General features: G+C 73.7%; 17 protein-coding genes. 7 read left to right on the top strand and 10 right to left on the bottom strand.

Going from position 1 to position 21,571, the window contains the following annotated elements; genetic code table 11:
• The first annotated feature begins 11 nt into the window (after positions 1-11).
• Positions 12-680, top strand: a complete 669-nt coding sequence (locus tag SCK26_RS35315; RefSeq protein WP_318205450.1) for a DUF5825 family protein — start codon at positions 12-14, stop codon at positions 678-680.
• A 15-nt stretch (positions 681-695) separates the two neighbouring features.
• Here SCK26_RS35315 and SCK26_RS35310 read toward each other — a convergent pair whose 3' ends face one another.
• The 3 genes from SCK26_RS35310 to SCK26_RS35300 all read right to left on the bottom strand — a co-directional run bounded on the left by SCK26_RS35310 (position 696) and on the right by SCK26_RS35300 (position 3,349).
• The gene (locus SCK26_RS35310; protein WP_318205449.1) at positions 696-986 is read right to left on the bottom strand and encodes a DUF6355 family natural product biosynthesis protein; all 291 of its coding nucleotides are present in this window, start codon (positions 984-986) and stop codon (positions 696-698) included.
• Positions 987-1,213: 227 nt separating this feature from the next.
• Positions 1,214-2,014, bottom strand: a complete 801-nt coding sequence (locus SCK26_RS35305; RefSeq protein ID WP_318205448.1) for a GNAT family N-acetyltransferase — start codon at positions 2,012-2,014, stop codon at positions 1,214-1,216.
• A gap of 255 nt (positions 2,015-2,269) precedes the next feature.
• Positions 2,270-3,349, bottom strand: a complete 1,080-nt coding sequence (locus SCK26_RS35300) for a PP2C family protein-serine/threonine phosphatase (RefSeq protein WP_412080877.1) — start codon at positions 3,347-3,349, stop codon at positions 2,270-2,272.
• A 343-nt stretch (positions 3,350-3,692) separates the two neighbouring features.
• On the opposite strand from SCK26_RS35300, the gene SCK26_RS35295 reads away from it, so the two are divergent.
• Positions 3,693-6,476: a SpoIIE family protein phosphatase gene (locus tag SCK26_RS35295; protein WP_412080811.1), complete on the top strand. Its 2,784-nt coding sequence runs from the start codon at positions 3,693-3,695 to the stop codon at positions 6,474-6,476.
• Here SCK26_RS35295 and SCK26_RS35290 read toward each other — a convergent pair.
• Positions 6,463-7,887, bottom strand: coding sequence for a serine/threonine-protein kinase (locus tag SCK26_RS35290; RefSeq protein ID WP_318205446.1), 1,425 nt, complete (start codon positions 7,885-7,887; stop codon positions 6,463-6,465). The two genes, SCK26_RS35295 and SCK26_RS35290, sit on opposite strands and share 14 nt — an antisense overlap.
• A gap of 111 nt (positions 7,888-7,998) precedes the next feature.
• Here SCK26_RS35290 and SCK26_RS35285 point away from each other — a divergent pair, with 111 nt between their 5' ends.
• The 4 genes from SCK26_RS35285 to SCK26_RS35270 all read left to right on the top strand — a co-directional run bounded on the left by SCK26_RS35285 (position 7,999) and on the right by SCK26_RS35270 (position 12,769).
• Positions 7,999-8,400 carry a GNAT family N-acetyltransferase gene (locus SCK26_RS35285; RefSeq protein ID WP_318205445.1) on the top strand — a complete coding sequence of 134 codons (402 nt, stop codon included), beginning with the start codon at positions 7,999-8,001 and terminating at the stop codon, positions 8,398-8,400.
• Between the two features lie 250 nt (positions 8,401-8,650).
• Positions 8,651-9,868, top strand: coding sequence for a glycosyltransferase (locus SCK26_RS35280; RefSeq protein ID WP_318205444.1), 1,218 nt, complete (start codon positions 8,651-8,653; stop codon positions 9,866-9,868).
• Positions 9,869-10,034: 166 nt separating this feature from the next.
• On the top strand, positions 10,035-12,206 hold the full coding sequence (gene helR, locus SCK26_RS35275) for an RNA polymerase recycling motor ATPase HelR (protein ID WP_318205443.1): 2,172 nt from the start codon (positions 10,035-10,037) through the stop codon (positions 12,204-12,206).
• A gap of 50 nt (positions 12,207-12,256) precedes the next feature.
• Positions 12,257-12,769, top strand: coding sequence for a GNAT family N-acetyltransferase (locus SCK26_RS35270; RefSeq protein ID WP_318205442.1), 513 nt, complete (start codon positions 12,257-12,259; stop codon positions 12,767-12,769).
• A gap of 7 nt (positions 12,770-12,776) precedes the next feature.
• Here SCK26_RS35270 and SCK26_RS35265 read toward each other — a convergent pair whose 3' ends face one another.
• The 6 genes from SCK26_RS35265 to SCK26_RS35240 all read right to left on the bottom strand — a co-directional run bounded on the left by SCK26_RS35265 (position 12,777) and on the right by SCK26_RS35240 (position 18,112).
• Positions 12,777-13,007 (bottom strand): hypothetical protein, encoded by a 231-nt coding sequence (locus tag SCK26_RS35265; RefSeq protein WP_318205441.1) that lies wholly within the window; start codon positions 13,005-13,007, stop codon positions 12,777-12,779.
• 285 nt (positions 13,008-13,292) lie between these two features.
• A complete protein-coding gene (gene kdpC, locus SCK26_RS35260; RefSeq protein WP_318205440.1) occupies positions 13,293-13,925 on the bottom strand; it encodes a potassium-transporting ATPase subunit KdpC in 633 nt (210 codons plus the stop codon).
• Between the two features lie 5 nt (positions 13,926-13,930).
• Entirely contained in the window at positions 13,931-16,063 is a 2,133-nt protein-coding gene (gene kdpB / locus SCK26_RS35255; protein ID WP_318205439.1) for a potassium-transporting ATPase subunit KdpB, read from the bottom strand.
• Positions 16,060-17,721: a potassium-transporting ATPase subunit KdpA gene (gene kdpA / locus SCK26_RS35250; protein ID WP_318205438.1), complete on the bottom strand. Its 1,662-nt coding sequence runs from the start codon at positions 17,719-17,721 to the stop codon at positions 16,060-16,062. The genes kdpB and kdpA overlap by 4 nt, the downstream gene beginning before the upstream one ends.
• A gap of 8 nt (positions 17,722-17,729) precedes the next feature.
• Positions 17,730-17,819, bottom strand: a complete 90-nt coding sequence (gene kdpF, locus SCK26_RS35245; protein ID WP_018566520.1) for a K(+)-transporting ATPase subunit F — start codon at positions 17,817-17,819, stop codon at positions 17,730-17,732.
• Positions 17,816-18,112 carry a hypothetical protein gene (locus SCK26_RS35240; protein ID WP_318205437.1) on the bottom strand — a complete coding sequence of 99 codons (297 nt, stop codon included), beginning with the start codon at positions 18,110-18,112 and terminating at the stop codon, positions 17,816-17,818. The genes kdpF and SCK26_RS35240 overlap by 4 nt, the downstream gene beginning before the upstream one ends.
• A 637-nt stretch (positions 18,113-18,749) precedes the next feature.
• Between SCK26_RS35240 and SCK26_RS35235 the strand changes: the two genes are divergently transcribed.
• Complete coding sequence (locus SCK26_RS35235; RefSeq protein ID WP_318205436.1) at positions 18,750-21,560, top strand: AAA family ATPase; 2,811 nt, start codon at positions 18,750-18,752, stop codon at positions 21,558-21,560.
• Positions 21,561-21,571: the final 11 nt, after the last annotated feature.

The following is a 21,571-nucleotide window of genomic DNA, read 5'->3' as shown; positions in this document are numbered from 1 at the left end:
GGAGTACGCCGATGAGCGCACCGAGCACCCTGAGCCCGCCCGCCGTCCTCGCCTGGCGCGACTACGACGCCGCCGCCTGCAAGCTGCCCGGCATGTTCCTGGGAGAAGTCGCCCTTACCGGTCCGCCGCAGGGAGAGAGCGACCGGCTGTGGCGGCTGGGCGCCCGGCGGGTACGGCTGCCCGCCGCCGTGGACCTCACCGCGGGCGCGGACCCGGAGCGGGCCGCCGAGGCGGTGGCCGCGCTGAGTCTGGTGCGGGATCTGACCGCGCGGGCCGTCCTGGTCGAGTGGGATCTGCGGCTCGCCGCGGCACCCGCCGACGCCTGGCAGGTCCTCGGTCATCTCCAGCCGCCCCGGCGTATCGAGGGCCCCGCCGGGGCCGGTGAGGCGCTGCGCGGCTGGCGGCAGGGCCACTATCTGTGCAAGTGCCTGTGGCGCAAGGGTCCCGGTTTCGTGCAGATCCGGGACCGCCGCTGGGGGGAGCTGCGCCGGTTCACCGCCGACGAGCCGCACTACGCGGAGACGATCGAGCGGCTGGCCTACGGAGCACCGGCGGACTCGGTGCCGGCCGCCGTCCTGGACGACTTCCGCGGCGAGCGGCTGGTCCTGGACGTCGGCCCGCTCGCCTGGTGGCTGCCGTACCGGATCAGCCGGTGGCTCCAGGAGTCGATGACCATCTGACCGCGGGACGCCGGATCAGCAGGTGCGGCCGACGTAGTAGGCGCCCTGGATCTTGCTCGCGGAGCCCAGCCAGGTCCGGCCGGGGCCCACACACCGCTCGTAGTCGGACGCCAGCGCGACCTGGACCTTGATGACGACGTGGGAGCCGTCGGAGGTGCAGTGGTTGTAGTAGGCGTCGGCGCTGGTCTCGTAGAAGCCGCAGGGGTCGGCCGCGGCCGGGTTCGCGGTGACGGTGCCGGCGCCCGTGAGGGCGAGCGCGACGGCGACGGTTCCGAGGGCACTGGTCAGCAGACGGCGGACGGACACGGCGGACTCCTCTGGACGGACGGCAGGCGGGGAAAGAGGTGCTGCCGGGAGCGGTGGGGCCGCTCGGCCGGAGCACGCCCATGGTCGCGGATCACTTGGTGCGTCCCGCCGCCTGCCGTCCGATTTCACCCGGGGAATCATTTCCTCACTACGCCGGACGGGTCACCATCTGGACGCGGGCCCGAAGTCGCGGTAAGGCGGCACTCCGGGCGGTCGGGCGCCGGCGGTCACTGCTTCAGGCCGTAGAAGCCGACCGGCGAGTTCGGCTGGAAGCCGATCCGGGGGTACACCGGCGCCCCGGCCGCCGTCGCGTGCAGGGTGGCGCGGGTCAGGCCGGTGGCGCGGGCGCCCTCGTACAGGGCCTTGCGCGTCACCGTCTCGCCATAGCCCCGGCGTTCCCATTCCGGCGCCGTGGCGACGAGCACGACGAACAGCCGGCCGTCCGCCTCCACCGTGGCGGCGCAGGTCACCGGGACGCCGTCCCGGAGGCCGAGGTAGGCGTGCGCCCGGCTCTTCCACAGGGTGGAGCCGAGGAGTCCGTCGCGGCCGTCCTCCAGCGGGAAGCCGTAGGCGCGCGAGTTCAGGTCCGCGTACGCACGCAGGTGTTCGTCGGTGCTCACGCGGACGAACGTCAGCTCCGGGTGGGCCGGTTCGGGAAGCGGGAGGAGGTCACCGGCCATGCCGGTGCCGGGAAAGGCGTACTCCAGGCCCGCCTTCTCGGCGGCCGTCCGGACCGTGGCGCGTGCCTCGGCGTCGAGGAGGTCCTCGAAGAGCCACAGGAATCCGGGGTGCCGCTTGGCGCGCATGATGTCCGCCGCCTGGCGCAGGCGTTCCTCGACCAGCGCCGGGCCCGCGCCGGTCTCGGTCAGCGTGACGCAGTTCCAGAACGCGAACCGGCAGTCGGCCCAGCGCACGGCGATGCCCGGCAGGTCCCGCACATCGGCGTCCGGATCGCGGTCGAGCACCAGGGCGCGCCAGACCAGGGCGAGTTGCTCCATCGATTCGATCGACTCCGCGCGCTCCGTCATCCGGACTCCTTCAGGGGTGGGGTGGCAAGTCCCTCCAGTAGTACGCCACTTGCCCGGGTGGTGTCGCGCGTTGCGGCCGGTGCGCACTGTCCGGCGAGGGCCGCGGCCCGGGCGGTGTCCGTACCGGCCGGCCGCCCGCGGCCCGAAGGCCCGCCCGCTCCCCCGTCTGCTCGTCCGCACGACCGTCCGGCTCACCGACTTCGTCCGCGCGCTCGCGCCGGCGGACCATCGTGGCTCGTGTCCGTGCCGCACACGTCATGCGGACGCGGCGTCGGCGGGCAGGCAGACCGCGAGTGCCGCGATGTCGTCCTGGAGGCGGTCGCCACTGAAGGCCAGCAGGTCGTGGTGGAGCTGTCGCAGCAGACTCCGGGGCGGGAGGGCGCGCCAGGAGCCGAGGCGCTGGAGGAGGGGGTAGAAGGAGCCGGACGGGTCGCGTGTCTCCGTGACGCCGTCCGTGTAGAGCAGCAGCTCGTCGCCGGGGCGGAAGGAGTACTCGTCGACGTGGTACGGCTCCCCGGCCAGCATGCCGAGGTTGAGCGGCGGAGCCGACCGCCCGCTGTCCAGTTCGCGGACCGCGCCCGCGCGGATGAGGACGGGCGGCGGATGGCCGCAGTTGACGACGCGGAGCACCGGCGCCGCGGCGGGGATCTCCACGAAGACGGCGGTGACGAACCGCTCGCCGACCTCGTTCCCGCCCAGCAGCGCCGCCCTGCGGTTCATGCTGGTCTCCACGCGGTCGGCCAGGGCGGGCAGCGCGGGTTCGTCGTGCGCGGCCTCGCGGAACGCGCCGAGCAGGGCGGCGGCGGTCTCCACCGCGAGCAGTCCCTTGCCCCGTACGTCGCCGATGAGCAGCCGGACCCCGTACCGGGTCGGCACGGCCTCGTAGAGGTCGCCGCCGATGCGGGCCTCCGCCGTGGCGGACAGATAGAGGCTGTCCAGCAGCAGGCCGCCGATCCGGTGCGGGACCGGCCGGAGCAGCACCCGCTGCGCGATGTCGGCCACGAAGCGCACATCGGCCAGGGTGCGCTCGCGGTGGATGCGGTGCGCGGCCAGGATGGTGCCGAGGACGCCCACCAGGGCCGTACAGACGTAGGAGGCCACGTAGTAGCGGTCCCAGAGGTAGCCGACGGGCCGGCCGGCACAGCACGGGGTGCCGGCCAGGACGCCTTCCATGAGGACGGCGAACACGGTGGCACCGGCGACGACCGCGGGGCCGTAGGCGAACGCGGTCACCAGGGGCAGGGCGATCAGTACGAAGCTCACCGGCCACTGGACGGGGGTCACGGGCTCCAGCAGCAGGATGGCGGCGACGAAGAGCACCGGCAGCCACCGCAGCCACGCGGGAGGCTCCGGCAACCGCGTCCGCGCACCCGCGCCGTCCTCCGGCTCCCGGCCGGCGGGTCCAGGCTTCGGCATACGTGGTCTCCGCACACGGACTCCTGATCCGAGGACCTCACGACGACAAGGTCCCCAGCCTGGTGCGCCCGCGCGCGGCACACCGGGGATTGCTCCACTCAGCGGCATGTTTCCGCCACGGCCGGCACGAGATGCCGCACGTCCAAAGGCGCCGCCCGCGCCGCGGTCCCCTCCCCCGTCCGGCCGGCACCGGACCGTCGGCCGTGCGCGACCGGCGGCACAGCGGTCGCCGGTCACCGAGTTCCAGTGCTAGAAAAGGGAGATGAGCGGACGTTTCCGCCGTCCAAGGGCGAAAGCGGCGCCGCCGCCCGGCACCCGGTGGACCTCCGATCCGCCCCGCCGACGCGCGCCGTGGCCGTTTCGCGGGCGCCGGCTCTCGCCGTCCCTGAGCGTCCGCACGCTCGCCGCGCAGGTCTTCCTGTTCCAGGCGCTGATCATGCTGCTGCTGGTCGCGGCGAGTGCCGCCGTGCTGGTGGTGCAGGGCTTGTACGACGCCGAGCGCAGCGCCGGGCAGCGGTCGCTGGCCGTGGCCGAGGCCTTCGCCCACGCCCCCGGCACGGCCCAGGCACTGCGCGCGCCGGATCCGACGGCCCGGCTGCAGCCGATGGCGGAGCAGGTGCGCAAGGGGGCCGGGGTCGACTTCGTCACCGTGCTGGACCAGCACGGGGTCCGGCTCACCGACCGCCGGCCCGACCTGATCGGCACGAAGGCACAGGGAGTCGGGCGGGCCCTCCTGGGCGAGGCGTTCACCGAGACCTTCCACGGCCGGCCGGCCGACGCCGTGCGCGCCGCCGTGCCCGTGACGGACCCGAGCAGGCGCGTGGTCGGCGTCGTCACCGCGGGCATCGAGTACGCCAATGTGGGCGATGTCCTCGTCCGGCAGCTGCCGGCGCTGCTCGGCGCGGCGGCGGGGGCGCTGGCCCTGGCCACCGGCGGCGCGGCCCTGGTCAGCCGCCGGCTGCTGCGGCAGACCCATGGGCTCGGCCCGGCCGAGATGACCCGGATGTACGAGCATCACGACGCCGTCCTGCACGCCGTGCGCGAGGGGGTGCTGATCCTCGGCGGCGACGGGCGCGTGCTGCTCGCCAACGACGAGGCGCGCCGGCTGCTGGACCTGCCGGAGGACGCCGACCGGCGCCGGGTGCGGGAGCTGGGGCTGGGGCCGGGGCCGACCAGGCTGCTGGAGGCGGGCGAGGCCGTGTCCGACGAGGTGGTGCGGTCCGGGGACCGGCTGCTGGCGGTGAACATCCGGCCCACCGCCCCGTACGGTGGCGCGCCGGGCCTCGTGGCCACGTTCCGCGACACCACCGATCTGCGGACCCTCTCCGGTCAGGCGGAGCTGGCGCGGGGCCGGCTGTCGTTCCTGTACGAGGCGGGCATGCGGATCGGCACCACGCTCGATGTGCGGCGCACGGCCGAGGAGCTGTCGGAGGTGGCGGTGCCGCGCATGGCCGACTTCGTCACCGTGGAGCTGCTGGACTCCGTGCTGCGCGGCGAGGAGCCCACGAGCGCGGTGCGCGAGATGCGCCGTACCGCGCTGCGCGGCACGCACACCGGGCACCCGTTGCAGCCGGTGGGCGAGGTGATCCGGTTCGTGATGGCCGACACCCCGATGGCGGCGGCGCTGCGCCGGGGCAAGGCCGTCCTCGTGCCGGACCTGCGCACGGCCCGGGACTGGCGGGCACGGGACGCCGGCGGCGCGCAACGGGTGCTGGACTACGGCATCCACTCGCTGATCACGGTGCCGCTGCGGGCCCGCGGGGTGATCCTCGGCATGGCCGACTTCTGGCGGTGCGCGGGCTCGCCCCGGTTCGACGAGGAGGACGTCGCGGTGACCGAGGAGCTGGTGGCCCGGGCCGCCGTGGCCATCGACAACGCCCGCCGGTACTCCCGCGAGCACGAGATGGCGGTGACCCTGCAACGCAGCCTGCTGCCGGTCGGCCTGCCCGAGCAGGACGTGCTGGAGATCGCCTCGCGGTACCTGCCGGCCCGGTCGGGCGTGGGCGGCGACTGGTTCGACGTCATCCCGCTGCCCGGGTTCCGGGTGGCGCTCGTCGTCGGGGACATCGTGGGACACGGGATGCAGGCGGCCGTGACCATGGGGCGGCTGCGCACGGCCGTGCTGAACTTCTCGTCGCTGGACCTCGCCCCGGACGAGTTGCTGGGCCACCTGGACGAGATGGTGACCCGGCTGGACTCGCAGACCGCGACCGACGACGACCGTGTGCCGCTCACCGGGGCCACCTGCCTCTACGCCGTCTACGACCCGGTGCGCGGGCGTTGCGCCGTCTCCCGCGCGGGGCACCTGGCGCCCGCGGTGGTGGACCCCGAGGGCCGGGTGACCTTCCCGGACCTGCCTCTGTCGCCGCCCCTCGGTGTGGGTGGTCATCCCTTCGAGGCGGGCGAGCTGGAGCTGGCGGAGGGCAGTCGTCTGGTGCTGTTCACCGACGGTCTGATCGCGAGCCGGGGCCGGGACGTAGACGAGGGCCTGGCGACGCTCTCCGCGGCCGTCGCCCACGCGGACCGGACACCGGAGGAGACCTGCCGCGTCCTGGTGGAGCGGTTGCTGCCCGAGCGCCCCAGTGACGACGTGGCCCTGCTGGTCGCCCGGACCCGGCTGCTCGACCCCTCGTGCGTGGCGGCCTGGGACGTCCCGTTCGACGTGACGGCGGTGCCCCGGGTGCGCGGCGAGGTGAGCCGGCGGCTGGCGGACTGGGGGCTGGCGGAGACGGCGTTCGCCACCGAGCTGATCCTCAGCGAGCTGCTCACCAACGCGCTCCGTTACGGCGCCCCGCCCGTGCGGGTCCGGCTGCTGCTGGGCCGCACCCTGGTCTGCGAGGTGTCGGACGGCAGCAACACCTCCCCGCGGCTGCGGCGCGCGGCCAGCACGGACGAAGGCGGCCGGGGCCTGTTCCTCGTCTCCCAGTTCGCCGACCTGTGGGGGACGCGTTACGCCGCGCGGGGCAAGGTCATCTGGGCCGAGCAGACCCTGGACCGGGCGGCGGAGCCGGATCCGTCCCTCCTGTTCGACGTCATGGGCCTGTGACCGGCGCCAGACGGCCGTCGACGACCGGCCGGTCCGGCGCGGCGGGGGTTTCCGGTGCGGTGTGCGCGATCCAGTCGACGACCTCGTCGGTCAGCTCCCGGAGCCGGTCGTGGGTGCGGGGCAGGCGGGGCCGGTGCCAGGGTGTGTGCCCCCACTGCCGCTCCAGGGTCCACGGCGGGCCGCCGCGCTGGGCCTCGGCGAGGAAGCAGACGTCGTGGTCGAGGACGGCTTCCAGGACGACGCGCCGGCCGTCGTGCGACTGCGTGGCCATCCAGAGCGCACCCTCCGGTACGAAGCCTTCGTCGCTGTTGGGCTGCCAGTCGTACGCGCCGAGGGTGCTGTCGCCGCCCTCGTGGTCGATGCCCTCGGTCCAGGCGCCCTTGTCGCCGGTCAGGGCCTCGGCGATACGGCGGATGGAGGGCAGCATCATCGCCCGGGTGGCTTCCTCGTCGCGGTGGTGGCGGTCCCACAGGGAGGGATCGCCCCAGCCCCGGCGGAAGGACTGGGCGCCGAGGGGCGTGAAGCGGGCGGCGTCGCCGCGGTGGCCGTCGAGCCAGGCGCGCAGCTCGGCGTGGAAGTCGGCCATGGTCAGCCGGTCGCCGACCCGGTGCTGGGTGGCCGCCTCCAGGACGTGACCGAGGGCCAGCGTGGCGTTGCCGCCGCCGAGCGACCACAAGCTGAACTCCTCGGCGTCCACGCGATGGGTGCCGAACGGCGGGTAGGGACCGCGGCGGGGGTGGGCGAGGGCGAAGAGCGTCTTGGCTAGGGAGTAGACGTCGGCCCGCTCACCGGCCCCGGGGCCCGCGGCCCGGCGCATCTCGGGGGCGAGGAAGTTGGCGGGGCCGAGCCCTTCTCCCTGCCGGGTCAGTCCGGCGGGCATCCGGGCGATGGCGGCGATCCCGAAGTCGCCGAGGACCGGCGCGCCGTCGTACCAGAAGAGGTTGTCGGGCTTGATGTCGCGGTGGTAGGTGCCCTGCTCGGCGAGGGCGGCCAGGGTTCCGGCCAGGTCGGTGACGTGGGCGACGACGTCGAGGAGGGTGGAGTTCTCGTCGAGGGCGTCGGCCAGCGGGCGGGCCTGCGGCATGGCGTACCAGCGGGGCCGGTCGCCGTGCTCGTCGTCGATGTCCCAGACCGGCAGGATGCCGGGCGTGCCGTTCATCCGGCGCATGTACAGCGCCTCCTGGTGGAAGCGCTGGAGGCGGGTCCGCTGGAACCGGGTCAGGCGCGCGTCGGGCGGGTCGGCGGTGTGCTTGACGACGGCCTTCCGGCCGCCGTTCACCTCGGTCGCCTTGCGCACGAAGGGCTTGCCACGGCCGAGGCTGCCCTCGTCCCGCCAGCGTGGCAGGTCGTAGTCGCGTACGGCTGGGGGACGTTGGGGGCGGGCGGGGCGCCGCGGTGCTCTTCCGGACATGGAGAGCACGCTAACCCGCGCCGGACGGATGCGGGTACGGAACCGGCGGACCGGCGGAGGGCCCGGGCCTCGGCGCCGGGTCCGTTGAGCACCCGGCATACCATCGGCGGCGTGATGATCACTTACGAGTGGCGCGGCGACTTCGCCGACGCCGCTCTCGACGCGCTGCACGCCGAGGGCTTCGGGGGTCCGGTCGCCGCGACCGGGCGGCGGGCGCGGGCGGAGCGCCACAGTCTGGGCTGGGTCTGCGCGTGGGGGGACGGCGCTCTGGTCGGCTTCGTGAACGTCGGCTGGGACGGTGGGGCGCACGCCTTCCTGCTGGACACGGTCGTCGCCCGCGCGTGCCGGTCCCGGGGCGTCGGCGCGGCGCTGGTCGCCCGCGCGGCCGACGAGGCCCGTGCCGCCGGCTGCGCGTGGCTGCACGTCGACTTCGAGGAGCACCTGCGCCCGTTCTACCTGGACACCTGCGGGTTCGAGGAGACGGCCGCGGGCCTGCTCGCCCTGCGGTCCTGAGCCCGGAGCCACGCGGACCGGTCGCGGCCGGACGGGGCCGTATCCCGCCGGAGCCGCCGGTCGACCGGCAGGAGACCGCCGCAGGACACTCATGCCCCGGCAGGCGCCGTAAAAGAACAAAGGCAAGGAGGTCAGCCGCTCCTTGCCACTCTTAACTTATAGCGCACAGGGGGCCTTGCGGCAAGGCCCCCGTCGTAGCGCAGAATCAACGGCCTGAGCCAGATTGCCGCCGAAATGGGAGTTCCGCCAAGTGCGTGTTGTGTTGTCGACATATGGGTCGCGCGGGGACGTGGAACCGCTGGCGGGACTCGCGGTCCGGTTGCGCGAGCACGGCGCGCAGGTGCGGGTGTGCGCGCCGCCGGACGAGGACTTCGCGCGCCGGCTCGCCGACGTGGAGGTGCCGCTGGTGCCCGTCGGCCCGTCGGCCCGGGCGCTGACGAGGGCGGCGCCGGCCCCCTCGTCGCTGCCCGAGCGCGCGGCCGACCTGATCGCCGGCCAGCTCGGCCCGGTCACCGAGGCGGCCGAGGGGTGCGACGTGCTGGTGGCGACCGGTGCGCTGCCCGCCGCCGCGGGTGCGCTGTCGGTGGCCGAGAAGCTGGGGGTCCGCTCGGTGTCCGTCACCTTCCAGCAGCTCACCCTGCCCGCGCCGCACCGCCGGCCGCTCGCGTACCCGGGCCGCCCGCTCCCGCCGGAGGTGACCGGCAACCGGGAGCTGTGGGAGCTGGACGCCCGGAACATCGACGCGCTGTTCCGGACGGCGCTCGACACGGGCCGGGCGTCCCTCGGCCTGCCACCGGTGGACGACGTCCGCGCCTATGTCCTCGGCGACCGGCCGTGGCTGGCGAGCGACCCGTTCCTGGACCCGTGGCACGGCACGCCGGACCTCGACGTCGTCCAGACCGGCGCGTGGATCCTGCCCGACACCCGCCCGCTCCCGGCCGGCCTGACGGCGTTCCTCGACGCCGGGACGCCGCCGGTGTACGTGGGCTTCGGCAGCATGCCCCTGCACGCGACGGCGGACATGGCCCGGGTCGCCGTCGAGGCGGTCCGCGCGCAGGGCCGCCGCGTGATCGTGGCGAGCGGCTGGGCGGAGCTGTCCCTCGGCGGTGACGAGGCCGACTGCCTCGTGGTCGGGGAGGTCAACCAGCAGGCGCTGTTCGGCCGGGTGGCCGCCGTCGTGCACCACGGCGGCGCGGGCACCACGACCACGGCCGCCCGGGCCGGAGCGCCCCAGGTGGTGGTCCCCCAGGCGGCGGACCAGCCGTACTGGGCCGGCCGGGTGGCCGGCCTGGGCATCGGCGCGGCCCACGACGGCCCCGCCCCCACCGTCGCGTCGCTGTCGGCCGCGCTCCGCACGGCGCTCGCTCCCGGGACCCGCGCGCGGGCGGCCGCCGCGGCGGGCCGGGTCCGCTCCGACGGGGCCTCGGTGGCGGCGCGGCTGCTGCTCGACACCGCGGCTTCCCGGTGACGGACGACGGCGGCCCGCTGAACGCCGGGCCCTCGGGACCCGTCCGGCCGGCCGGCGTCCCACCCTGCCGGCCGACCCGTGAACACCGGACCGGCAGGCGCCCGGCCCGGAACCATCGACACCACCACTACGCGGCCGGCAACGCGGCCTCATCGGAGACAGCGACGTGACATCCCACCCGACCACCAGCGCCTTCGCCCTTCCCGACCGGCTGTCCGCCAAGGCCGACCCCGCGTTGATCGGCGACGACGAGCGGCACTTCGCGGCGATCGCGCAGTGCCTGGAGCGGTCGATCGCCGAACTGACCGAGCGGCTCGACGCCGAACGCCGGGCGCCCGGCGGCACCGGCCGGCAGGCGATGGACCGGGACGCGGAGATCCACCGGCTGACCGCCCGGCTGCGCACGCTGCGCCGCTTCGGACTGGACCTGTGCCTCGGGCGCATGGTCACCGCGGACGACCCCGAGCCCGTGTACGTCGGACGGCTCGGCCTCACCGACAGCACGGGCCGGCGGCTGCTGGTCGACTGGCGCTCCCCCGCCGCCGAGCCGTTCTTCGGCGCCACCCACGCCCACCCGATGGGTCTGGTGAGCCGCCGCCGGTACCGCTGGACGAACGGCCGGATCGGCGACTACTGGGACGAGGTGTTCACCGCCGACGGCCTGGTGGGGCATGCCGCGCTGGACGACCAGTCCGCGTTCATCGCCGGTCTGGGCGGCAGCCGTTCGGCGCGGATGCGGGACGTGCTCGGCACCATCCAGGCCGACCAGGACGCCATCATCCGGGCGGACTCGCGGGGCGCGCTCGTCGTGGACGGCGGCCCGGGCACCGGCAAGACGGTCGTCGCCCTGCACCGCTCCGCCTACCTGCTGTACGCCGACCCGCGGCTCGGGCACCGCCGGGGCAGGGTGCTGTTCGTCGGGCCGCACCGGCCGTACCTGTCCTACGTCGCCGACGTCCTGCCCGGCCTCGGCGAGGAGGGTGTGCAGACCTGCACGCTGCGGGACCTCGTCACCGAGGGGGCCCGGGCGGTGCCCGAGGCCGATCCGGAGGTGGCCCGGCTGAAGTCGTCCGCGCGGATGGTGCGGGCGATCGAGACGGCCGTCAGGTTCTACGAGGAGCCGCCCACCGAGGAGATGACGGTCACCACTCCCTGGGCCACCGTCCGGCTGACCGCGGACGACTGGGCGGCGGCGTTCGACGCGGCCGAGCCCGGTACGCCGCACAACGAGGCCCGGGAACAGGTGCTGGCGGAACTGCTGACGATCCTGGAGGACAAACACGACGGCGGCGCCCCGGCCGCGCTGCTGCGCAGGTCGCTGCGGACGAACCGGGAGCTGCTGACGGCCTTCGGCCGGGCGTGGCCGCTGCTGGAGGCGGCCGACCTGGTCGGCGACCTGTGGACGGTGCCCGCCTACCTGCGGCTGTGCGCTCCCTGGCTCGGCCGGGACGAGGTCCGGCGGTTGCGGCGGGCGGACGCGCAGGCCTGGACGGTGTCGGACCTGCCGCTGCTGGACGCGGCGCGGCAGCGGCTCGGCGACCCGGCGGCGGCGCGGCGCGCGCGTCGGAACGCGGCGGTCCTCGAGGCCCAGCGGGAACGCATGGAGCGGGTCGTCGACACCCTGATCGAGGCCGTGGCGGGTTCCGGGGCCGACGGGGACGACGGTGAGGGCCTGGTGACGATGCTGCGCGGCGAGGACGCGAAGGTCAGCCTGGTGGACGAGGGCGAGCTGCCCGCCGCCGATCCCGACCTGCTCGCCGGGCCGTTCGCGCACATCGTCGTGGACGAGGCCCAGGAACTGACCGACGCGGAGTGGCAGATGCTGCTGCTGCGGTGCCCGTCCCGGAGTTTCACGATCGTCGGGGACCGGGCGCAGGCCCGGCAGGGGTTCACGGAGTCCTGGAGCGAACGGCTCGAACGGGTCGGGTTCGACCGGGTCCGGCTGGCCTCGCTGAGCGTGAACTACCGGACTCCGGAGGAGGTCATGGCCGAGGCCGAGCCGGTGATCCGGGCCGCGCTGCCCGACGCCAACGTGCCGGTGTCCGTGCGCCGCAGCGGTGTTCCCGTCGCCCGCGGCTCCGTATCGGAGCTGCGCTCGATCGTGGACGCCTGGCTCGCCACGCACGACGACGGGACCGCCTGCGTCATCGGCGACCCCGCGTTCCCGGCGACCTCCCGGGTCCGCTCCCTGCCGCCCGAGCTGACCAAGGGGCTCGAGTTCGACCTGGTCGTCCTCGTCGACCCGGACCGCTTCGGCACCGGTGTCCGCGGAGCGGTGGACCGCTACGTCGCGATGACCCGCGCCACCGGCCGGCTCGTGCTGCTCACCAGCCCGTGACCTCGCCGGGAGCCGTCCATGGGACGATCCCGGGAAAACGGAGGAGACCTGTGGAACTGCGCGATGTGTCACCGGGCGATGCCGGCGTCTACGTCCGGATGCGCTGCGACCCCGCCATGATGGCCGACCTCGGCGGCCCCCTGCCACGCGAGGGCATCGCGGACAAGGTCCGGCGGGATGTCCGGCAGGCGGCGGACGACCAGGCGTGGATCAAGATGATCGTCCCCGACCCGGGCAGCCCGGAGGTGGTGGCGGGCCAGGTGACCCTCTGGTCCCACGACCCCGGCGGCGGGCCGGTCTCCGAGATCGGGTGGATGGTGCTGCCGGAGTTCCAGGGCCGCGGCCTGGGCAAGCGCGCCGTCCGCGCGCTCTTGGAGGCGGCCCGGGACCAGGGGCGGTGGGGCGTGGTGCACGCCTTCCCGGCGGTCACCAACGCGGCGTCGAACGGCATCTGCCGGTCCGTCGGGTTCCGGTTCCGGGCGGAGGCCGAGGTGGAGTTCGCCGGGCGGATGCTCCGGACCAACCACTGGGTCGTCGATCCGCGGACGGATCCGATCCGGTGACGGCGAGTCAGGGCGCGCTTCCGGCCTCCCCGGCGGTCGTCCGCGGGGCCGGACCGGTCGGGGGCCGCGGCGGCACGGCCCGGTTCAGCCGCCGGAACAGCTCGCGGACGCGGTGTTCCATGGCCTTGTCCGGCCGGTCGTAGGGCCGGACGCCGTCGACCGGGGTCGTACCGAGGGCCCTGCCGGGGTCCCGGTGCGCGCCGGGCGCGCCGCCGAGTGCGCCGTAGGACCAGCCCACCAGCCGCGCCCGGTATACGTCTTCTGGCCGCGAGAACGGCAGCGACGTCCCGGTCGGCGGCCGGCACCGGCCCGGCCGCCCCGCACTCGGAGAGCCCTGGCCACGGCCGGGTGACGTGGCCCAGCCGCGCGGCGCCTCGATGCCGTCGGCACCGTGGCGGCGGGCCTGGAGGCCGCACGAGGACCCGGGGCCGGCCGTGCGCCTTTCCCGTGCACGGCCCGGGAGCCGATGGCACCGGGACGCGTCCTGGTGCCATCGGCTCCCGAGCGGGGTCGCGCGGGAGCGTCACCGCTCGGCCACGAGGTCCTCGAGCGCGATGTTCAGTTCCAGGACGTTCACGCGGGGTTCGCCAAGGAAGCCCAGGGTCCGCCCCTCGGTGTGGTGCTCGACCAGCCCGCGCACCGCGGTGACGGGCAGGTGGTTCCTGACGGCGACCCGGCGCACCTGGAGCGCGGCGTAGGCCGGGGAGATGTCGGGGTCCAGGCCGGAGCCGGAGGAGGTGACGGCGTCGGCGGGGACGTCCGCGGGCCTGACCGGGTGGCCGGGCACCGAGTTGACGCGGACGACCTCGGCCTTGGCGTCCTCGACCCGGCGGAGCAGTTCCTCGCTGTCGGCGGCGAGGTTGGTCGCGCCCGACACCAGCAGCCGGTATCGCGTGTCGACCGAGTTTTCGGTCAGTCCGCCTGCCGGGCGGGGCTGGAAGTACCGCAGGTCGTAGCCCTGTTGTCCGATGAGAGAGGAACCGACGACCTTGCCGTCCGCCTTGATCTGCGAGCCGTTCGCGGGGCCGGGGAAGAGCGCCTGGGCCACACCTGTGACGGCCAGCGGATAGAGAACGCCTGTGAGCACGGTCAACACCAGCAGCGCCCGCAGGCCCGCGCCCAGCAACCGGCCGGTGTTCACGGAAGAGTTCTTCATGTCCTTCAGCCGATCCCGGGAATCGAAGAGATGAGCAGGTCGATGAGCTTGATGCCGAGGAACGGCGCGATCAGGCCGCCGACGCCGTAGATCCCGAGGTTGCGGCGCAGCATCCGGTCCGCGCTCATCGGCTGGTAGCGCACGCCCTTCAGGGCCAGCGGCACCAGCGCGATGATGATCAGCGCGTTGAAGACGACCGCCGACAGGATCGCCGAGTCCGGCGAGGACAGCCGCATGATGTTCAGCTTGTCCAGGCCCGGGTGGACGGCCGCGAACAGCGCCGGGATGATCGCGAAGTACTTCGCCACGTCGTTGGCGATGGAGAACGTGGTCAACGCGCCCCGGGTGATGAGGAGTTGCTTGCCGATCTCCACGATCTCGATCAGCTTCGTCGGGTCGGAGTCGAGGTCGACCATGTTGCCGGCCTCCTTGGCGGCCGACGTACCGGTGTTCATGGCCACGCCGACGTCCGCCTGGGCGAGGGCCGGCGCGTCGTTGGTGCCGTCGCCGGTCATCGCGACCAGCCTGCCACCGGCCTGCTCCCGCTTGATGAGGGCCATCTTGTCCTCGGGGGTGGCCTCGGCGAGGAAGTCGTCCACGCCCGCCTCCGCGGCGATCGCCTCGGCGGTCAGCGGGTTGTCACCGGTGATCATGACCGTCCTGATGCCCATGCGGCGCAGCTCCTCGAACCGCTCCCGCATGCCCTCCTTGACGACGTCCTTGAGGTGGATCACGCCCAGTACCCGGGCGCCCTCGTCGTCCTCGACCGCGACCAGCAGCGGCGTGCCGCCGGCCGCGGAGATGCGTCCGGCCGTCCGGTCCGCGTCCGCGGCGACCGTACCGCCCCGCTCCCGGACCCAGGCGATGACCGAGGCGGTGGCGCCCTTGCGGATCCTGCGGCCGTCCATGTCCACGCCGGACATGCGCGTCCCGGCGGAGAAGGCGACCCATGCGGCGCCGGCGAGTTCGCCCCGGTGGCGTTCGCGCAGCCCGTACCGATCCTTGGCCAGGACGACGACGGAGCGGCCCTCGGGGGTCTCGTCGGCCAGCGACGACAGCTGGGCGGCGTCGGCGACCTCGGCCTGTGTAGCGCCGCCCACCGGCACGAACTCGGCGGCCCGCCGGTTGCCGAGGGTGATGGTGCCGGTCTTGTCCAGCAGCAGCGTCGAGACGTCACCCGCGGCCTCGACCGCGCGGCCGGACAGGGCCAGCACATTGCGCTGCACCAGGCGGTCCATGCCGGCGATGCCGATCGCGGAGAGCAGGGCGCCGATGGTGGTGGGGATCAGGCACACCAGCAGGGCGACCAGCACGACCATCGTCAGATGGGTGCCCGCGTGGTCCGCGAACGGCGGCAGCGTGGCGCAGGCCAGCAGGAACACGACGGTCAGCGAGGCCAGCAGGATGTTCAGGGCGATCTCGTTCGGTGTCTTCTGCCGGGCCGCGCCCTCCACGAGGCGGATCATCCGGTCGATGAAGGTCTCGCCCGGTCTTGTCGTGATCCGGACGAGAATCCGGTCCGACAGCACCTTCGTCCCGCCCGTGACGGCCGAGCGGTCGCCGCCGGACTCGCGGATGACCGGCGCGGACTCGCCGGTGATGGCCGACTCGTCCACGGCCGCGACGCCCTCCACCACGTCCCCGTCGCCGGGTATGACGTCCCCGGCCTCGCAGACCACGAGGTCGCCGATGGCCAGCCCGGTGCCCGGGACGCGCTCCTCGGAGCCGTCCGTCCGCAGCCGGCGCGCGACGCTACCGGTCTTGGCCTTGCGCAGGGTGTCGGCCTGTGCCTTGCCGCGGCCCTCGGCGACCGCCTCCGCCAGGTTGGCGAAGAGCACGGTCAGCCACAGCCAGGCGCTGATGGTCCAGCCGAACCGGTCCGTCGGGTCTTTGAAGGAGAAGGCTGTGGTCAGGACCGAGCCGATCCACACCACGAACATCACGGGGGACTTGGCCATCACCCGCGGGTCCAGTTTCCGGAAGGCGTCCGGCAGCGATCTGATCAGTTGCGCGGGGTCGAAGAGGCCGGCGCCGACACGGCCCTCGGAGCGCCGGTGCCCTGCCGGCGCGTCCTGGTGGGGTGCGAGGGCGCCACGGGTCGTCGGGCCCTCTTGCCGGTGTACGTCGGTGCTCGTCATGCCAGGCCCTCCGCGAGCGGGCCCAGTGCCAGGGCCGGGAAGTAGGTGAGACCGGTGACGATGAGGACGGCGCCCGCCAGCAGGCCGGTGAACAGCGGCTTCCCGGTGCGCAGGGTCCCCGCCGTCACCGGGACGGGCCGCTGCCCGGCGAGCGAGCCGGCGAGCGCCAGCACGAACACCATCGGCAGGAAGCGGCCGAGCAGCATCGCGAGTCCGGTCATCGTGTTGAACCAGTCGGTGTTCGCGTTCAGGCCGGCGAAGGCCGAGCCGTTGTTGTTCGACGCCGAGGTGAACGCGTACAGCACCTCGGAGAAGCCGTGCGCGCCCGGGTTGAGCATCGAGTGCGGCGGGGTCGGCAGGGCCAGGGAGGCCGCGGTGAGGACCAGGACGAGGGCCGGGGTGACGAGGATGTGGCAGGCGGCGAGCTTCATCTCCCGGGCGCCGATCTTCTTGCCCAGGTACTCGGGGGTGCGGCCGACCATCAGGCCGGCGATGAACACCGCGATGACCGCCATGATCAGCATGCCGTACAGACCGGAGCCGACACCGCCGGGCGCGATCTCGCCCAGCATCATGCCGAGCAGGGTGATGCCGCCGCCGAGGCCGGTGAAGGAGGAGTGGAAGGAGTTCACCGCACCGGTCGACGTGAGCGTGGTCGTCACCGCGAAGAGCGAGGACCCGCCGACGCCGAAGCGGACCTCCTTGCCCTCCATCGCCGCGCCCGCGGCCTGGAGCGCCGGGCCGTGGTGGGCGAACTCGGTCCACATCATGAGCCCGACGAAGCCCAGCCAGATGGCCGCCATCGTGCCGAGGATCGCGTAGCCCTGCCTCGCACTGCCGACCAGCACGCCGAAGGTGCGGGTCAGCGAGAAGGGGATCACCAGGACGAGGAAGATCTCCAGCAGGTTCGTGAACGGGGTCGGGTTCTCGAAGGGGTGGGCGCTGTTGGCGTTGGCGAGGCCACCGCCGTTGGTGCCGAGTTCCTTGATGGCCTCCTGCGAGGCGTACGCGCCGCCGCCCCACTGCTGTCCACCGCCCGTGAACTGCCCGACCTCGTGGATGCCGGAGAAGTTCTGCAGCACGCCCGAGGCCACCAGCACCACGGCGGCGAGCGCGGCGACGGGCATCAGGACGCGCAGCGTGCCGCGTACCAGGTCGGCCCAGAAGTTGCCCAGCCCACCGCAGCGGGACCGGGCGAAGCCGCGCACGAGCGCCACGGCCACGGCCATGCCCACGGCGGCCGACACGAAGTTCTGCACGGCCAGGCCGGCGGTCTGCACGACGTGCCCCATGGTCTGCTCGCCGGCGTACGACTGCCAGTTGGTGTTGGTCACGAAGGAGACGGCCGTGTTGAACGACTGCGCCGGGTTCACCGAGGAGAAGCCGAGCGAGCCGGGCAGGACGCCCTGGAGCCGCTGGAGCAGATACAGGAAGAGGACACCGGCCAGCGAGAACGCCAGCACACCGCGCAGATACGCGGGCCAGGTCATCTCGGCGTCGGGATCGGCGCCGATGGCCCGGTAGATCCACCGCTCCGCCCGCAGGTGGCGCCGGGAGGTGTAGACCCGGGCCATGTAGGCGCCGAGCGGGTTGTGGACGAGCGCCAGCGCGCCGATGAGGGCGAGCAGTTGGAGCACGCCTGCCAGTACGGGACCCATGTGCGCGCTCAGAACCTCTCCGGGAAGATCAGGGCGAGGACGAGGTAGCCCAGCAGGGCGACGGCCACGATCAGGCCGACGACGTTCTCGGCGGTCACAGCTTCGTCACCCCCTTGGCGACGAGGGCCACCAGCGCGAAGCCGGCGAGCACGGTGACGACGAAGGCCAGGTCGGCCATCGCGAACTCCTGGAGTGAGGTGCGGTGGAAACGGACGTGTACGAGGAAAGCGCCCCTCTGGCCGGATCCGGCCGTTGTTGACGCCTCTCTTACGGCAGCACCCAGGGCTTTGACGGTTCTCTTACGGCTGCCGGTCGATACCGGGCGTTCGAGGTGAACGTCCTCCCCGCCGTACGGCCGGCCCGGCTGTATACGCCCGGTGCGCCCGGTCATCGCGGGGCCCGCCGCGTGGACGGCGGGTACACCGGCTCGGCCCTCCCCCGACCGGCCCTCCAACAGGGCCCGATGCCCGAACGGGCAGCCATGGCGCCTTTCGCGTGACCGATCTCACGATTGATCCTGCCCGGCTCCTTTCATTAACCATCCGGTAAATGAACTGCCCGTAAAACGATGCCTCGACGGACCGTCCGGCCAGTAGGCAGGAGACCTCGCACAACGACAACTGACCGATACATGACGACAGTTGACAACGTTGGTCTGGACAGATAGCGTTTCGATCTGCTATGTGTTCGTAATCTTTAATTCAGGATTCGACCAGCAAAGCCGTGGACACCCCGAATCGGTTCCAGCCAATTGTTGGCTGGAACCGATTCGGGGTGTCGACAGTACGCGGCACCTACGGGAGACCAGAGGATGCAACGCCTCTCGCGATGCAGGCAGGGACCACACCGGCGGCCACGCGCTCGTGCCGCCGGCCAGCAGTCGTCCGCCAGGGACCGGGCGGGTTCGGCGCGCCGCCTTTGCGGCGCCGTCGCCGCCCTTGTGAACTCTCCACGCACCGTCGCGTGACACCCCGCCATCACCCATCACGCGGAAAGCGGAGCACGATCCGGTTCGGCATAAAGAATCCATGGGGAGAGGCACGATGCACATCTTCGGCCGTTCGAGAGAACTGCTGTACCTGGCCGAGGCATTCACCGACTGTACGCGGGGAAACGGCCGCCTGGTGATCATCACGGGGGGTCCGGGAACCGGCAAGACCCAGCTGATGCACGAATTCCTGGCCACGCTGAACAGTGCCGACGCGCGGATACTGGCCGGTACGGCCTGCGCGGCGGAACGACGTCAGCCGATGAGCCTGGTCGGGCAATTACTCGGCAACGCCGAGGCGGAGAACGCGTTAGCACACCACGCCCTCCCGGCCGCGCGCCCGCCGGCGGCGGACGGCCGTCCCCGGGAACCCGGATCCCGCACTCCGTCCGCGCCCTCCGTGCTCCGGGCGGCCGAGGGGACCGAGGCCCTGCTGAGCCTCGTCCCCGGCGAACGTCCCCTGGTCATCGCCGTGGACGACGCCCACGCCATGGATGCCGAGTCGCTGACGACTCTCCTCCATCTGCTGCGCCGCAGCCGCTCCCGGCGGGTGCTCGTGGTGTGCGCGACCTCCGGGCACTTCGGCGCGGCCCGCTCGGACGCGCACACCGAGCTGCTGCGCCAGCCGCATCAACGGGTGCGGCTGGCGCCGCTGTCGGAGGCGAGCGTCGGCGAACTGCTCGCCGCCCAGGCCGGCCGGGCCCTGCCGGACCTCGTGTGCGGCGCCTACCACCGGGCCACCGCCGGCAGCCCCTTGCTCATCCACGCCCTGCTGGACGACAGCGCCGGCCTCGGCCCCGAGATCGGCCCGCCCGTGGCCGGCGCCGCCTACCGCCAGGCCGTGCTGTCCCTGCTGCACCGCGGCGGGGCCGCCCAGGTCCGCGTCGCCCGGGTCCTGGCGGCGCTCGGCACCCTCGCGCAGACCGTCTCCGTCGCGGAGCCGGCCGGCACCACGCCCGCCGGCGCCCAGGAGGCCGTCGCCGTCCTCAACTCCTCCGGGCTGCTGGACGGTCACGCCTTCCGGCACCCCACCGCCGCCGCGGCCGTCCTGGAGGACATGGATCCCACCGCCCGCACCGAGCTGCACGGCCGGATCGCTCACCTGCTGTATCGTTCCGGCGCTCCCGCCGTCGAGGTGGCACGGCATCTGCACGCCGCCGGCCTGGTCCCGGCGCGCTGGGGCGCGGGCGTGCTGCGCGCCGCCGCGGAACAGGCGCTGGCCGCCGACGACGTGGAGCGCTGCACCGACTACCTCGGCATGGTCCTGCGCGTCTGCGCCGACGAAGGCGAACGCCACGCGCTGTCCGTGGCCCTGGCCCGCGCCCAGTGGCGTACCAACCCGGCGGCGGCCGGCCCCCATCTGGAGCCGCTGCGCGACGTCGCGCTGGACGGCGGGCTGAGCATGCGGGACACCGCCACCGTCCTGCGGTATCTGCTGTGGCGGGGCGACACCGAGCTGGCGGCCAAGGCCGTGGCCACGCTCGTGCACGCCCAGTCGTCCGCCGACGCGCAGATCGTCGCGGAGGTGGAGTTCGTGCGGCAGTGGTTCTACGGCGTGGCGCTGCCCGGCAAGGCCGCACCGGCCGCCGGCCCCGTCCCGCGTCCCCGCCCGGTGCGCGCCGACGGCGGCGGACTGGCCGCGCGGGTGGCGGCGCTCGTCGGCGGCGAGGCCACCGACGAGTCCGCGGCGGCCGTCGCGCAGGCCCTGCAGGGACACCAGCTGGACCACCTCAACCTCGAACTGGTGGCGATGTCGCTGCTGGCGATCGCCCACGCGGACCGGCCCGCGATCGCCGCCGAGGCCTGTGACGGGCTGCTGGAGTGCGCCGCGGAGCGCGGGGCGACGACCTGGCAGGCATTGCTCGGCTCCATCCGGGCCGAGATAGCCCTGCTCCAAGGGGACGTGACCGCCGCGTCGCGCGGCGCGCTCGACGCGCTCGGCATCCTGGGCGCGCAGAGCTGGGGGGTGCTGATCGGCCTGCCGCTGTCGACGGCCATCTCGGCGCACACCGCCACCGGCTCCCACGCCGAGGCCGAGGAACTGCTCAAGCACGATGTACCGGAACCCATGTTCCGCACCGTGTTCGGCATCCAGTACCTGCGGGCCCGCGGCCACCACTACCTCGCCACCGACCGGCCGTTCGCGGCCCTGGGCGACTTCGAGACCTGCGGCCGGCTGCTCCGCGAGGGCAATCCCAGCCTGCAGAAGGGCATCCCCTGGCGGTCCGACCTGGCCCTGGCCAATCTGCGGATCGGCAAGGCCCGTACGGCCCGCGAGTGGGCCGAGGAGCAGTTGCGGCTGCCGGGCGGGTACAGCTCCCGGGCCCGGGCCACGGCCCTGCGGCTGCTGGCCGCGACCAGCAAGCCGCACCGCCGGGCCTCGCTGCTGCGCGAGACGATCGACCTGCTCAAGACGTCCGGCGACCGCTACGCGCTGGCGCAGGCGTACGCCGACCTGTCCGCCGCGCACTACGAACTCGGCGAGTACGCCCGGGCCCGGCTGGTGGCCCGGCGGGCCGCCCGGGAGGCCGAGGCCTGCCGGATCGAGTCGCCGGTCGACGCGCACCTGCTGGAGGACCCCGTACGGCCCGAGGCCGCCGAGTCCGAGGACGGCCCGGCCATCCTCAGCGACGCCGAGTGCCGGGTCGCCGGGCTGGCCGCGCTCGGCTACACCAACCGGGAGATCAGCGCCCGGCTGCACGTCACCATCAGCACGGTGGAGCAGCACCTCACCCGGGTCTACCGCAAGCTCCAGGTGGCCAGCCGGGCGGAGCTGCCGTCGAAGATGCTGGAGCACCGCATCCCCAAGCTGTCGGACCGCTGGGCCGGCACCCACACCTCGGCGGGCTGAGCGGCCCGCGG

This window comes from Streptomyces sp. SCL15-4 (assembly GCF_033366695.1).
Lineage (GTDB): Bacteria > Actinomycetota > Actinomycetes > Streptomycetales > Streptomycetaceae > Streptomyces.
Note: the sequence above shows the minus strand (reverse complement) of the source record. Positions and strands in the feature narration are given on the sequence as shown.

What these genes read in the sequence shown, in the direction of transcription:
- SCK26_RS35315 (WP_318205450.1), top strand. Translation starts at nt 12, where the DNA reads ATGAGCGCACCGAGCACCCTGAGCCCGCCCGCCGTCCTCGCCTGGCGC.
- kdpC (WP_318205440.1), bottom strand. Translation starts at nt 13,925, where the DNA reads ATGAAGAACTCTTCCGTGAACACCGGCCGGTTGCTGGGCGCGGGCCTG.
- SCK26_RS35295 (WP_412080811.1), top strand. Translation starts at nt 3,693, where the DNA reads ATGAGCGGACGTTTCCGCCGTCCAAGGGCGAAAGCGGCGCCGCCGCCC.
- SCK26_RS35240 (WP_318205437.1), bottom strand. Translation starts at nt 18,112, where the DNA reads ATGACCGGGCGCACCGGGCGTATACAGCCGGGCCGGCCGTACGGCGGG.
- SCK26_RS35290 (WP_318205446.1), bottom strand. Translation starts at nt 7,887, where the DNA reads ATGTCCGGAAGAGCACCGCGGCGCCCCGCCCGCCCCCAACGTCCCCCA.
- SCK26_RS35305 (WP_318205448.1), bottom strand. Translation starts at nt 2,014, where the DNA reads ATGACGGAGCGCGCGGAGTCGATCGAATCGATGGAGCAACTCGCCCTG.
- kdpA (WP_318205438.1), bottom strand. Translation starts at nt 17,721, where the DNA reads ATGGGTCCCGTACTGGCAGGCGTGCTCCAACTGCTCGCCCTCATCGGC.
- kdpB (WP_318205439.1), bottom strand. Translation starts at nt 16,063, where the DNA reads ATGACGAGCACCGACGTACACCGGCAAGAGGGCCCGACGACCCGTGGC.
- SCK26_RS35235 (WP_318205436.1), top strand. Translation starts at nt 18,750, where the DNA reads ATGGGGAGAGGCACGATGCACATCTTCGGCCGTTCGAGAGAACTGCTG.